The organism is Indioceanicola profundi (assembly GCF_003568845.1).
Classification (GTDB): Bacteria; Pseudomonadota; Alphaproteobacteria; order Azospirillales; family Azospirillaceae; genus Indioceanicola; species Indioceanicola profundi.
Window position 1 is genome coordinate 656,414 of sequence record NZ_CP030126.1, and the last position, 13,789, is coordinate 670,202.

General features: G+C 67.9%; 11 protein-coding genes. All 11 read right to left on the minus strand.

Annotated elements, in window-relative coordinates; all coding sequences use genetic code 11:
• Positions 1-175: 175 nt before the first annotated feature.
• Positions 176-1,069, minus strand: coding sequence for a UDP-3-O-acyl-N-acetylglucosamine deacetylase (gene lpxC / locus DOL89_RS03175; protein WP_119677842.1), 894 nt, complete (start codon positions 1,067-1,069; stop codon positions 176-178).
• Between the two features lie 252 nt (positions 1,070-1,321).
• Positions 1,322-2,977 (minus strand): cell division protein FtsZ, encoded by a 1,656-nt coding sequence (gene ftsZ / locus DOL89_RS03180; protein ID WP_119677843.1) that lies wholly within the window; start codon positions 2,975-2,977, stop codon positions 1,322-1,324.
• A gap of 139 nt (positions 2,978-3,116) precedes the next feature.
• Positions 3,117-4,397, minus strand: a complete 1,281-nt coding sequence (gene ftsA / locus DOL89_RS03185) for a cell division protein FtsA (RefSeq protein ID WP_119677844.1) — start codon at positions 4,395-4,397, stop codon at positions 3,117-3,119.
• An 11-nt stretch (positions 4,398-4,408) separates the two neighbouring features.
• Positions 4,409-5,311, minus strand: a complete 903-nt coding sequence (locus tag DOL89_RS03190) for a cell division protein FtsQ/DivIB (RefSeq protein WP_119677845.1) — start codon at positions 5,309-5,311, stop codon at positions 4,409-4,411.
• Positions 5,299-6,231 (minus strand): D-alanine--D-alanine ligase, encoded by a 933-nt coding sequence (locus DOL89_RS03195; protein WP_119677846.1) that lies wholly within the window; start codon positions 6,229-6,231, stop codon positions 5,299-5,301. The genes DOL89_RS03190 and DOL89_RS03195 overlap by 13 nt, the downstream gene beginning before the upstream one ends.
• 240 nt (positions 6,232-6,471) lie before the next feature.
• Positions 6,472-7,428 carry a UDP-N-acetylmuramate dehydrogenase gene (gene murB / locus DOL89_RS03200; protein WP_119677847.1) on the minus strand — a complete coding sequence of 319 codons (957 nt, stop codon included), beginning with the start codon at positions 7,426-7,428 and terminating at the stop codon, positions 6,472-6,474.
• A complete protein-coding gene (murC, locus tag DOL89_RS03205) occupies positions 7,428-8,852 on the minus strand; it encodes a UDP-N-acetylmuramate--L-alanine ligase (RefSeq protein WP_119677848.1) in 1,425 nt (474 codons plus the stop codon). Before murC ends, murB begins: the two co-directional genes overlap by 1 nt.
• Positions 8,853-9,018: 166 nt before the next feature.
• Positions 9,019-10,176 (minus strand): undecaprenyldiphospho-muramoylpentapeptide beta-N-acetylglucosaminyltransferase, encoded by a 1,158-nt coding sequence (gene murG, locus DOL89_RS03210; protein WP_119677849.1) that lies wholly within the window; start codon positions 10,174-10,176, stop codon positions 9,019-9,021.
• Positions 10,173-11,300 carry an FtsW/RodA/SpoVE family cell cycle protein gene (locus DOL89_RS03215; RefSeq protein WP_119677850.1) on the minus strand — a complete coding sequence of 376 codons (1,128 nt, stop codon included), beginning with the start codon at positions 11,298-11,300 and terminating at the stop codon, positions 10,173-10,175. The genes murG and DOL89_RS03215 overlap by 4 nt, the downstream gene beginning before the upstream one ends.
• Entirely contained in the window at positions 11,300-12,694 is a 1,395-nt protein-coding gene (murD, locus tag DOL89_RS03220; RefSeq protein ID WP_119677851.1) for a UDP-N-acetylmuramoyl-L-alanine--D-glutamate ligase, read from the minus strand. The genes DOL89_RS03215 and murD overlap by 1 nt, the downstream gene beginning before the upstream one ends.
• Positions 12,695-12,701: 7 nt before the next feature.
• The gene (gene mraY, locus DOL89_RS03225; RefSeq protein WP_119680206.1) at positions 12,702-13,787 is read right to left on the minus strand and encodes a phospho-N-acetylmuramoyl-pentapeptide-transferase; all 1,086 of its coding nucleotides are present in this window, start codon (positions 13,785-13,787) and stop codon (positions 12,702-12,704) included.
• Positions 13,788-13,789: the final 2 nt, after the last annotated feature.

Consider the following 13,789-nt stretch of genomic DNA (forward strand, 5'->3'; position numbering starts at 1 on the left):
GCGACTTATAGCACGCGGACGGCAATTCCCGCCAAGCGCCATTGTGCGGTCGGCGAAAGGCGGGCGATACCGGCGCACCCCGAATGTGGGCAGGAATGGCGGCGGAACAAAGGCGGCGATGCTGAAGCCGCCATTCGCGCCCACGAAACGGAAACCCCGCCTGCCCGGAACCGGGTCAGGCCGTGGCGGCCAGAGGCTCCTCGCTCCAGGCCGCGTCCTCCAGCCGCCATGCGGTGGCATCGGCGAAAAGGGCGCGCAGCAGCCGGTTGTTCATGGCGTGGCCGGGGCGGACGCCTTGGAAGCGGCCCAGAATCTGATGGCCGGCCATGTACAGGTCGCCGACAGCGTCCAGAATCTTGTGCCGGACGAACTCATCCGCGTAACGCAGCCCGCCCTCGTTCATGACCCGGTCGCCATTGATGATCACGGCATTGTCCAGGGAGCCGCCGCGGGCGAGGCCGGCCTGACGCATCGCCTCCACCTCGTGCAGGAAGCCGAAGGTGCGGGCGCGGGATACCTCCGACTTGAAGGCGCCCTCGCTCAGGACCAGGGAGCCCTGCTGCCGCCGGATGGCATTGCTGGCGAAGTCGATCTCCACATGGAAGGAGCTGACCGGGGCCGGGCTCAGCGCGGCGAGTTTCTCACCGTCCTCGACCCGGACATCCTTCAGCACCCGGATCACGCGACGGGAAGCCGGCTGCGCCACGATGCCGGCGCACTCGATCAGGAAGACGAAAGGCGCGGAGCTGCCATCCATGATCGGCACCTCGGGCGCGTCCAGCTCGACATACAGATTGTCGATCTCCGCGGCGCGCAGGGCGGCCATCAGATGCTCCACCGTGCCGACGGCCGCCTTGCCCTCGTTGCTGATCACGGTGCAGAGGCGGGTGTCGCTGACCAGATCCCAGCGGGCCGGAACAGTAGCGCGCTCGACGGGCAGATCGGTGCGGATGAAGACGATGCCGGTATCGACGGGCGCGGGCCGCAGGGTCATCCGCACGCGGCTGCCGGAATGCAGGCCGATGCCGGTGCAGTTGATCGGGGCCTTCAGGGTGCGCTGCCGGGTCATGTCGTCGTCATCCGGTTTCAAGGGACCGGACCCGGGACGGGTCCGCCGGGAGACTGCCTGGCTCGCCGTGTTGCGGCGCAGCAGGCTGGAACTCCACACTGCTGAGATAACAACTGGGATTCCCAGTCTCAAATCACTCTTTGTTGCAGATTGTTACGACCGGGCCGTTCGTGACGGCGACGCGGGCCAATGGAAAGGGGCCGGCCCTCGCGGGCCGGCCCCTTCTGCAATGCGGAAGAACCGATCAGGGGATCAGTTGGCCTGACGGCGCAGGAAGGCCGGAATGTCGAGCATGTCGTCCTCCGTGGCCGGCTTGGCGCGCGGAGCGTGCTCCACGCCCGTCGGCTGCTGCGGGGCGGGCTGCGGCGCCGGGCGGGACATCTGCGGCTGCGGGGCAGGCGCGGGGCGGGCCTGCTGGGGAGCGGGCTCGGAAGCGCCGGTCACGCGACCGAACAGATTGCCGAGGAAGCCCTTCTTCTTCGGCTCCGGCTGGGCCGGCTGGAAGCGCTGCGGGTTCGTTGCGCCGGCGCGCGGGCCGGCCTCGGCCGGACGCGGGGCGATGAAGGCGCCTTCCTTGCGCTCACCGCGCAGCGGGCCGGTCGGGGCCGGAGCAGGCTGCGGCATGGCCGGCTGCATCGGAGCGACCGGCATTTCCTCCATGTGCATCTCCGGAGCGGCAGCGGCCTCCTGCATCGGCGCATAGGCCTCTTCCATCCGTGCCGCCTGCTCGGCGTCCGGGGTCAATCCTGCGGTCGGGGCCGGAGCCATCGGAGCGGGCTGCAGCGTGGCGAAGTGGCTGGGCTGCGTCATGGCGGCAGCCCCGCCCATGGCCGGACGCATGGCCGGAGCGGCCGTCGGGAAGTGGCGCTTCGCCTCGGCGGCGCGGTCATGCACCACGGTCAGGGTGGGCTGGGCCTGCGGGCGGGACTGCTGGGCGGCGACGGTCTCGATGCCGGTGGCGACCACCGACACGCGCATCTTGCCTTCCATCGACTCGTCGAAGGTGGAGCCGAAGATGATGTTGGCTTCCGGATCGACCTCGTCGCGGATGCGGTTCGCCGCCTCATCCACCTCGAACAGGGTCATGTCCATGCCGCCGGTGATGTTGATCAGCACGCCGCGCGCGCCGCGCATGGAGATGTCGTCCAGCAGCGGGTTGCTGATGGCGGCCTCCGCGGCCTCCACGGCGCGGCGCTCGCCGGACGCCTCGCCGGTGCCCATCATCGCCTTGCCCATTTCCGTCATCACGGTGCGGATGTCAGCGAAGTCCAGGTTGATCAGGCCGGGCATGACCATCAGGTCGGTCACGCCGCGCACGCCGGCATGCAGCACGTCATCCGCCATCTTGAAGGCGTCGGCGAAGGTGGTGCGCTCGTTGGCGATGCGGAACAGGTTCTGGTTCGGAATGATGATCAGGGTGTCGACATACTGCGCCAGCTCCTGAATCCCGTTCTCCGCGGTGCGCATGCGGTGCGCGCCCTCGAAGTTGAAGGGCTTGGTCACCACGCCGACGGTCAGGATGCCCTGCTCACGCGCCGCACGGGCGATGACCGGGGCCGCGCCCGTGCCGGTGCCGCCGCCCATGCCGGCGGTGATGAAGCACATGTTGGTGCCCGAGAGATGGTTCATGATCTCTTCGAGCTGCTCCTCCGCCGCGGCCCGGCCCACATCGGGGCGGGAACCGGCGCCGAGGCCGCGGGTGATGGTGCTGCCGAGCTGCACCCGCTGGGGCGCGAGGCTGTTGGCCAGCGCCTGCGCATCGGTGTTGCTGACGACGAACTCAACGCCTTCCAGGTTGGAGCGGATCATGTTGTTGACCGCATTGCCGCCAGCGCCGCCGACACCGAACACGGTGATGCGCGGCTTGGTCTGCACGTCCACGGAGGGGATGGTCACTTTGATGGTCATCGTCGGGCTCCTTAGCGTAGGAGGAAAATGGGGGTCGCGGCGGATATCCATGGCGGCCGAAATCCGGCCCTATTCGCTCAAGTCTGGTGCGCTTCCGGCTGAGGTCGCCATCGACGCACCTGGCATCTAGATCGGGCGGTCACAGGTTCTCCCTCAGCCACATGTTCACCCGACCCCAGAGACCGGTGGGCTGCTCCACCAGCGGGGCCAGGGCGGGAAGGTCGGCATGGTGCTGCACCGCATAGGACAGCAGCCCGGCGGCCGCCGCGAAGGCGGGACCGCCCATATTCTCGGCCAGGCCGCCGATGCGGAGCGGGCGGCCCATGCGCACCTGCTTGTCCAGCACCTGGGCGGCCAGATCGCGCATCCCGGTCATCTGGGACGCGCCGCCGGTCAGGACGACGCGGCGGCCGGCCATCTTGGCCATGCCGGACGCCTCAAGCCTGCCGCGGACCAGCTCGAAAATCTCCTCGAGCCGGGGCTGGACGATGCCGACCAGCAGGGATTTCGGAACATGATTGGCGGTGCCGCGCTCCTCCTCCCCCACCTGCGGGACATCAATGATCTCCCGCTCGTCGGAGCCGGCGACCATGGCGCTGCCGTAGAGCGTCTTCAGCCTCTCCGCATGGACGAGAGGGGTGGTCAGGCCGCGGGCGATGTCGTTGGTCACATGGGCTCCGCCCAGCGGAACGCTGTCGCACCAGACCATCTTGCCATCGAAGAAGACGGAAATACTGGTGGTGCCGCCGCCCATGTCGATCAGGGTGACGCCAAGGTCCATCTCGTCCTCGACCAGACAGGACAGGCCGGCGGCATAGGGGCTCATGACGAAGCCCTCGACGCCCAGATGGCAGCGGCCGATGCAGCTCATCAGGTTGCGTACCGGATTGGCGGCGGCGGTGACGACGTTCAGACGCACGCCCAACCGCTCTCCCACCATGCCGCGCGGATCGCGAATGCCCTTGGAGCCGTCGACGGTATAGCCGACCGGGATGGAATGGATCAGCTCCGCATCCGGCGAGATGGTCAGGTTCCGGGCCTGCGCCAGGGCGCGCTTCAGGTCACCGTCGCCGATCTCATGCCCGTTCACAGGCGACTCGATGGTCAGTGTCTGACTTTCCGGCTGACCGCCGGACAGGCTGACCAGCACGTCGCGGATCTGCTCGCCGGCCATGGTCTCGGCGGCATGGACGGCGGTGCCGATGGCGGTCTCCGCCGCCTCCATGTCCACGATGGTGCCGGCGCGCACGCCCCGGCTGACCTGATGGCCGATGCCCACCACGCGGATGGAACCGGGATCGTCCACCTTGGCGATGAAGCAGACGACCTTGGTCGAGCCGACGTCGAGGGCGGCGACGGTGCCGCCGCGCGGCACCCGCCTTGCCTTCGTCCGCACATTCAGCGCGCCCGGAAATGCCATCTGCCGCCCTCTCAGATCTTACGCTTTTTGTCGGATGCAGCTTTGCGCCGCGCCTCGGCCGCGGTGGCGGAGGTCTGAACCACCAGCCGGTCGGGCACGCGCAGGTCGATCGCGACCACATCACGCTCAAGCACCTGATTCGTCTGCTGCACGGTCGCGAGCTGCCGCAGGGCGGAGCCGATATCCGTCTCCGGCAGGCGGATGTCCACGCCGTTGTCCAGCCGCAGGTCCCAGCGGCGACCGCCGACCAGCACCGCCGCATCCACACGCTGGCCGACCAGCGGCTCGGACGCCAGCAGGGCCAGCAGCTCCTTGCCGCGGTCAGGTGCCTCCGGCCCGACCAGCATGGGCAGGTCGGCCCAGCGCTCCAGATTGTCGCTGGTCAGAACCGTGCCATCGCCGTCCACAAGCCGCAGTGTACGATCCACCTGCCACAGCGCCATGGGCGTGCGTTCCACGATCCGGACATAGATCGTGTCGGGCAGGCGACGTTCCACCACGGCGCTGGATACCCAAGGGATATCCTCCAGCGCCTCGCGCGCGGCATGGGGATCGAAGGCCAGCATGGGCATGCCGCGCTCGACGCCCAGGGCGGCCAGCAGCTCCTTCGGATCGGCCTCATTCCGGCCCTCGACGAACACCTCCTGTACCGCCAGGCCAGCGCCTGCGGTCACGTTCAGGAAACCTTCCCCCGTGCTCTCCCAAGCCGCCTGGATGCGGCCGGAGTCCCATGCCCAGGTTGTCGCGGCGCCCAGCCCCAGCACAGGCAGCAGCACGGCGGCGGCCTTCACCGCCGGCCAGGTCCAGCGGGGCAGGGCACGGCGGCGGTTGGCCTTCGCCGCAGCCTTCAGCGTGGCCCGGCGGGACTGTTCGGCCAGACGGGCGCGGGGGTTGTCGGCGGTCACGCGTGGCATCGGGCCTGCTCCACAATCCAGGCGCACAGGTCGGGATAGCTGATGCCGGCATGGCCGGCCTGCTCCGGCACCAGACTGATCGGCGTCATGCCGGGCTGATTATTGATCTCCAGGAAGTAGATGCCGCCGGTGCCGGCCTTGCTGTCGTCCCAGCGGAAGTCGCTGCGGGAGACGCCGCTGCAGCCCAGCGTCTCGTGCGCCAGCACGGCCAGCCGCTTCACCTCCGCCTCGATCTCGGCGGGGATCTGCGCCGGGCAGACATGGGTGGCGTGGCCGCTGGTGTATTTGGCGGTGTAGTCGAAGAAGGCCGTGGTGGTGGTGATCTCCGTGACGCCCAGCGCCCGGTCGCCCATCACGGCGACGGTCAGCTCGCGGCCCGGAATGAATTTCTCCACCAGCACCCGTTCGCCATAGACCCAGCCATCCTGGTCGATGGCATCGCTGTTGCCGCCCGCATGCACGATGCGAACACCCACGCTGGAGCCTTCATCCACCGGCTTCACCACATAGGGCGGCTCGACCATGTGGCCGGACAGGACCTGATCCTTGGTGGCGACGACGCCGTCCGGAACCGGCACGCCGACTGTGGACAGCAAGCGCTTGGTCATCTGCTTGTCCATGGCAACGGCGGAGGCCATGACGCCGGAATGCGTATAGGGAATGTGCAGATATTCGAGCACGCCCTGGATCAGCCCATCCTCGCCGCCCTTGCCGTGCAGGGCGACGAAGGCCACGTCCGGCCGCGGCGTCAGGGCCTTTACCAGCCCTTCGAGATCGCGCTGCACGTCCACCGCCGTAACCTTGTAGCCCTTGGACTCCAAGGCGGACACGACGCCTGCACCCGAGACGAGCGAGACTTCCCGCTCGGCGGACCAGCCGCCCAGCAGGACGGCCACATGCTTCTGGCGCTGCTCAATCATTGATGAAATCCCTTCGGCCTTGATTCCGCTGATGAATCGGGGGCCGCTCCTGGCTGAAACCTTTGCAGAACTTTTCCCAAACGCAAGATGTCGCCGCGAAAATCCATGTATTTCCCCTGAAACCAGGGGTTTTCGACAGTATCCGCCTGCTCAGGCGGCGAGCACCGATTCCGGGGCTGCGACAATCTACCCCTTTTTCGCAAATCTGTTGCGCTGGCGGAAACGACGCGGCAAAAAAGGTCATAAGGCATCTCCCTCGGGCTTATCCAAGGGGAGGCCGATACGCCGGATTTCCCAACGCAACTCGATACCGCTGGTCTCCTTGACCCGCCGCCTTACCTCCTCCCCCAGGTTCTCCAGGTCGGCGGCGGTGGCGTTGCCCAGGTTCAGCATGAAATTGCAGTGCTTCTCGCTCATCTGCGCGCCGCCGATGCTCAGCCCCCGGCAGCCGGCCGCGTCGATGAGCTGCCAGGCCTTGTTGCCCGGCGGATTGGCGAAGGTGGAGCCGCCGGTGCGGGCGCGCACAGGCTGGCTTTCCGCGCGGGCGGCCTGGATCTCCTCGATACGGGCCTTGATGGCGTCCTTGTCGCCCGGCCGACCGCGGAAGGCGGCGCGGGTAAAGATGACAGCCTCGTCCACATCGCAGTGACGGTAGCTGAGCCCCAGCCCGGCACGGTCCCAACGGTGCTGCCCGCCGGCGCGGTCGATGCCGTGGGCCTCCACGATCACATCCACCACCTCGCCGCCATAGGCGCCGCCATTCATGCGGACGGCCCCGCCGATGGTGCCGGGAATGCCGGACAGGAATTCCAGCCCGGCCAGTCCGGCCTCCTGCGCGGTCATGGCGACGGTCAGGTCCAGCGCGCCGGCTCCGGCATGGACCAGACCGCCCTCCACCTCGACATGCGCGAAGGCGCCGCCGAGACGGATCACCACGCCGGGCACGCCGCCGTCACGGACCAGCAGGTTGCTGGCCACGCCGATCACCGTGACCGGCACGTCAGCCGGGCAGGCGGCCAGGAACTGCGCCAGATCCTCCTCGTCCGCCGGACGAAACAGCACTTCCGCAGGCCCGCCCACCCGGAACCAGGTCATTGGCCCCAATGGCGCATCCGCGGCCAGCCGCCCGCGCACCGGCGGCAGGCGGTGGATCAGATGCTCCCCATCGGGGCTGGTCCGGAGGGCGGGAGCGGCCATCAGCGGGCCTCCCCGTCCATGGCGAACAGCTTGTCCAGCTCCGCCGGAAGGGCGTTGGCCCACTGGGTGATGTTGCCAGCACCCAGGCAGACGACCAGATCGCCCGGTTTCGCCATCTCCTTCACCAGCGCCGGCAGCGCGTCGGAGGAGGGAAGGGCCATGACGTTGCGATGGCCGCGGGTACGCAGGCCGGCAACCAGGGCGTCCCTGTCAGCGCCCTCGATCGGCTGCTCACCGGCCGCATAGACATCCGCCACGATCACCGCGTCGGCGTCGTTGAAGCAGGTGCAGAACTCCTCGAACAAGGACTGCAGGCGGGTATAGCGGTGCGGCTGCACCACGGCGATGGTGCGGCCCTCGCCGGCGGTGCGGGCGGCCTTCAGCACCGCCGCAATCTCCACCGGATGATGGCCGTAATCGTCGATTACGGCGATGCCGTTGCTCTCGCCCGTCTTGGTGAAGCGGCGCTTTACCCCGGTGAACCTGGCAAGGCTCTCCCGGATGGCTTCGTCGGCCATGCCCATATTGATGACCACGGCAATGGCGGCCAGGGAGTTGCTGACATTGTGCTGCCCGTACATGGGCAGGTGGATGCCGTCGATGGTACGCGGCTCCCCCAGCACGCGGTCGCTGACGACGACGTCGTAATAGGCGCCGCTGGTGCTGGTGCGCAGGTTCACCGCACGGACATCCGCCTGCGGGCTGAAGCCGTAGGTCACCACGCGGCGGTCCACACGCCCGATCAGCGCCTGCACCTCCGGATGGTCGATGCAAAGGGCCGCGAAGCCGTAGAAGGGGATGTTCTCGACGAAGCGATCGAAAGCCTTCTTCTCCTCCTCGAACGTCCCGTAATGGTCCAGATGCTCCGGGTCCATGTTGGTGACGATGCCGATGGTGGCCGGCAGCCGGGTGAAGGTGCCGTCGCTCTCATCCGCCTCCACCACCATCCAGTCGCCCTGGCCCAGCTTGGCGTTGGTGCCGATGCTGTTGATGATGCCGCCATTGATGATGGTCGGGTCGAACCCGCCGCCCTCCAGCAGTGCGGCCACCATGCTGGTGGTGGTGGTCTTGCCATGGGTGCCGGCAACGGCGATTGACCATTTCAGGCGCATCAGCTCGGCCAGCATCTCTGCGCGGCGCACCACGGGCACCATCTGGTCCCGGGCGGCGACGACCTCCGGATTATCCCTTTTCACGGCGGAGGAGATGACGACCACGGCCGCCTCCCCGATATTCTCCGCCCGGTGGCCGATATGCACCGTCATGCCCAGCTTGCGCAGCCGCTGGACATTGTAGTTGTCAGCGATGTCGCTGCCCTGGACCGCATAGCCCAGATTGTGCAGCACCTCGGCGATGCCGGACATGCCGATGCCGCCGATGCCGACAAAGTGCAGCGTGCCGATGCTGAGCGGCATTGCCCTCATCGGGACACCCCGCAACGGCGGACGGGCTGGAGCAGGGCGGCCGGGTGACCGCCAGCGCCAGTCGCAGCGGGACGGGGCTCCGCGGCGGCGTCATTGGCAACAGGTCCGCGTGCTCCGTCATTGGCAGGCGCCCGCAGGCATACGGAGCGGAACAGGTTCAGCGTAGTCATGCCGCGGTCTCCCGGGACGAAGAGTTGGAATTTCCGTTGGCGCCGGTGCTGGTGCCGGCGACGGACAGGACGGCGTCGGCCAAGCGCTGGCCGGCATCGGGAATGCCCCATATCCGTGCGGCATGGGCGCGCGCGGGGAGCTGCATCGGGTCGGCCAGAAGCTCGTTGAGCCGTGCGGCCAGCCGCTCCGCGGTGAACTGGGGGTTCGGCATCAGCCAGGCCCCGCCGGCTGCTTCCACGGCACGGGCGTTGGCGGTCTGGTGGTCGTCCGTGGCGTGCGGATAGGGTACCAGGATTGCCGGACGCCCGGCCACGGTCAGCTCCGCCACGGTGCTCGCCCCGCTGCGGCAGATCATCAGATGGCAGGCGGCCAGCCGCTCCGGCATGTCCTTGAAGAAGGGGGCCAGCGTGGCCTGCACGCCCATGGACCGGTAAGCCTCCGCCGCGGCCTGCAGATTCTCCGTCCGGGCCTGCTGCACGATGGACAGGCGGGCGCGTTGGTCCTCGTCCAGCATGGCGACGGCGCGCGGCAGCACCTCGCCGAAGATGCTGGCGCCCTGGCTTCCGCCGGTGACCAGGATGTTCAGCGATCCGCCGGGCTGGATTTCCGGATAAGGACGGTCGCGCAGTGTGACGATAGCGGCGCGGACGGGATTGCCGGTGCGCTCCAGCCGTGCGCTGTCGGCGGCATCCACGCCGCTGACATGCTCGAAGCTGGTGCAGATCATGTGGGCCTTTTTCGCCAGCATCCGGTTGGCGCGGCCCAAAACGGCATTCTGCTCATGTAGCACGACCGGGATGCCCAGGCGCTGGGCGGCGAAGACCGTGGGAACCGACGGATATCCGCCGAACCCTACCACCAGCGCCGGGCGCAGCCGCTTCAGAAGGCCGCGCGCTTGCCAGGTGCCGATGCCGATCTCCGTCACCATGCGCAGCTTGCCGGCGATCCCGGCAGTCACGGTGGCCGCGCGGATACGCTCCACCCGCACCTCTCCCAGCGCGTCGCCGAAGGCCTTGCCGCGGGTGTCGGTGATCAGCACGACCTCGCGGCCGCGGACCAGCAGCTCACGCGCCAGCGCCTCGGCCGGGAACATGTGCCCGCCGGTGCCGCCTGCGGCCAGAACGATGGGGGAAAGGGGGCTGGCGGCGGTCATGCCACGTCTCCGGGGCCGAAGCGACGGCGCGTCAGGGCCAGCAGCATGCCCATGCCGATGCCCAGCGCGATGAGGGAGGAACCGCCATAGCTGATGAAGGGCAGGGTCATGCCCTTGGTCGGCATCAGGTGCAGGGTGGACCCCATATTGACCAGCGCCTGCAGCCCGAACTGCATGACGAGGCCAGCGGCGGCCAGCATCACGAACAGGCTCTGATCGTTGAAGGCGCGGGAAAAGCTGCGCAGCACCACGAAGGCGAACAACGCCAGGATGATGATGCACCAGAGCAGGCCCAACTCCTCCCCCGCCACGGCGAAGACGAAGTCCGCATGGGCGTCGGGAATGGACATCTTGACCGTGCCCTGGCCCGGACCGGTCCCCCAGAGGCCCCCGTTCTGGAAGGCCTCCATGGAGCGGGCGACCTGATAATTATCGCCGGAGGAGGGGTCGAGGAAGCGGTCGATGCGGCTCTGGACGTGGTGGAACAGGAAATAGGCGCTGACCAATCCGGAGACGCCGAGCACGGCCAGCCCGGCGACCATCACCATGGGCAGGCCGGCCAGGAAGAACTGGCCGAAGAAGACCACGGACACCACGAAGGTCTGGCCCAGGTCGGGCTGGCTCATCAGCAGCAGCACCACGGTGGCCCAGAGGAACAGGCAGATGAAGTAACCGGGGAAACCCTCCTGGCTGCGCTGCAGACTGAACATCCAGGCGGCGACGATAACGAAGCCGGGCTTCAGGAACTCCGACGGCTGGAGCGACAGGCCGGGGATGTGCAGCCACCGGGTCGCGCCCTTGATCTCCACGCCCATCACCAGGGTCAGCGCCACGCCGATGACGGACGCCAGGAACAGTCCCAGCCCCAGCCGCCGCACCGTCTTCGGCGACAGCAGGGAGACACCCACCATGATGACCAGGGCCGGCAGCAGCATCATCAGATGCCGCTCGATGAAGTGATAGGTGGACAGGCCGATGCGTTCCGCGACCGCCGGGCTGGCGGCCTGGATCAGCACCACGCCGATGGCGGCGATCAGCAGGACCGCCAGCATCGTCCAGCGATCGACCGTCCACCACCAGCGGCCCAGGATCGAATGGTCGGTGCGGGAGAAGGTGAAGCTCATCAGGCCTCCTCCGCCGCGGCGGCAAGTGTGGTCGCCAGTTTGGCGAAGTGGTCGCCGCGCACTTCGAAGTTCGGATACTGGTCGAAGCTGGCGCAGGCCGGCGACAGCAGCACCACCGCACCCGGGATACTGTCCCCGCGCGCCGCCTGGAAGGCGGTAGGCACGGCGGTCTCCATGGTCCCGCAGCGGGTATGGGGCACATTGTTGGCGGCCAGCCAATCGGCAAACTGGTCGCTGGCCTCCCCGATCAGGAAGGCGTGGCGGATGCGGCGCATGTGCCGCTCCAGCCCGTCCAGCCCGCCCTCCTTGGGCTTGCCGCCCAGAATCCAGTAAATGGCCTCGTAGCAGCCCAGCGCCTTCTCGGCGGCATCGGCATTGGTGGCCTTGCTGTCATTGACGAAGCGCACGCCGGCCGCTTCGGCCACGAACTGCTGCCGGTGCGCCAGGCCGGGGAAGCTGCGCATGGCCTCCGCGATCACCCCGGCCTCCACGCCCGCGGCGCGGGTCAGGGCATAGGCGGCGCAGGCGTTCTGCCAGTTGTGCCGGCCGGGCAGGGCGGGGCACTCGGCCATGTCGATCACCCGCACGGCTTCTCCGCTGGTGTCGTCCAGCATCACGCCGTCGGGTGCGCTGATCCCGCCGGGCACGAAATCCTCGACGGAGATTCGGACAACCTTGCGCCCGCCCTCGGCCTCCAGGCTGTCGGCCATGGCAGCGGTGGGGGCGGTGTCGATGCCGATGATGGCGGTGGGGGAGGAAGCGCCTCCGCGAAAGGCCAGCCGCTTCGCCGCAATGTAGCCGTCCATGCCGCCATGGCGGTCCAGATGGTCCGGCGTGATGTTCAGCAGGCAAGCGGCGTCGAAGCCCAGGCTGGGCGTCAGCTCAAGCTGGTAGCTGGACATCTCCAGCACATAGATGTCGCCCCGGCCCAGCGGCTCGAAGGTCAGCACCGGCGTGCCTAGATTGCCGCCGACCTGGATGCGCCGGCCGGCATGCGCCAGGATGTGGCCGGCCAGCGCCGTGGTGGTGCTCTTCCCGTTGGTGCCGGTGATGCCGAGGTATGTGGCGTCCGGGCAGGCGCGGCGCAGCAGTTCGACATCGCCGATGATCGGGATGCCAGCGTCCTTGGCGCGCTGGGCCACCGGGTTCGGCTTGGGGAAGGTGTGCGGAATGCCGGGCGACAGCACCAGGGCCGCAACGCCGGCCAGGTCCGCCTTGTGCAGGTCGGTAAGCTGGATGCCCGCACCCGTGGCGGCGGTGCGGCCGGCCTCCCCATCGTCCCAGGCCAGTACCTCCGCCCCGCCGGCCAGGAGGGCGCGCGCGGAGGCAAGGCCCGACTTGGCGAGCCCCATGACCGCGATCTTCTGACCTTTGAGGTGGGAGAGGTCGATCATCGCACCCTCACCGGAGCTTGAGGGTGGAGAGGCCGACCAGGGCCAGGATCACGGCGATGATCCAGAAGCGGATCACGACGGTCGGCTCCGACCAGCCCTTCTTCTCGAAGTGGTGGTGGATCGGGGCCATGCGGAACACGCGCTTGCCGGTCAGCTTGAAGCTGGCGACCTGCACCATGACCGACACGGCCTCCAGCACGAACAGCCCGCCGATGATGGCCAGCACGATCTCATGCTTGGTGATGACGCTGATCGCTCCAAGCGCACCGCCCATGGAGAGGGAGCCGGTGTCGCCCATGAAGACCATGGCCGGCGGCGCATTGTACCAGAGGAAGCCGATCCCGGCCCCGACCAGCGCGCCGCAGAAGATCGCCAGCTCGCCGGTGCCCGGCACGTAGTGGATGCCGAGATAGTTGGCGAAGATGATGTTGCCGGACAGGTAGGCAATCAGGCCGAAGCAGGCGCCCGCGATCATGATCGGGACGATGGCCAGCCCGTCCAGCCCATCGGTCAGGTTCACGGCGTTGCTTGCCCCCACCATGACGAAGATGGCGAAGGGGACGAAGAACCAGCCGAGATTGATCAGCAGATCCTTGAAGAACGGCAGGGCAAGGCCCGTGTCCAGCGGGTCCGGCGTCACCGACAGGTACCAGGTCATGGCGATGCCGCTGACGATGATCATCCAGAACAGCTTCAGCTTCCCGGACAGGCCCTTGGTGTTGCGCTTGGTCAGCTTCAGGAAGTCGTCGCCGAAGCCGACCAGACCGAAGCCCACCGTCACCAGCAGCACAATCCAGCTATAGGCATTGGTCAGATCCACCCACAGAAGGGTGCTGACGATCACCGCGATCAGGATCATCAGGCCGCCCATGGTGGGCGTGCCCTTCTTCTTCAGGTGCGTCTCCAGATACTCCTCACGGATCGGCTGGCCGGAGCCCTGGATGGACTTCAGCCAACGGATCACGGCCGGCCCGATCATGAAGCTGATCACCAGCGAGGTCACGATCGCCCCGCCTGTCCGGAAGGTGATGTACCGGAACAGGTTGAAGAGCTGGAACTCGTCGGCCAGCGGAATGAGGAGGTTGTAGAGCATCT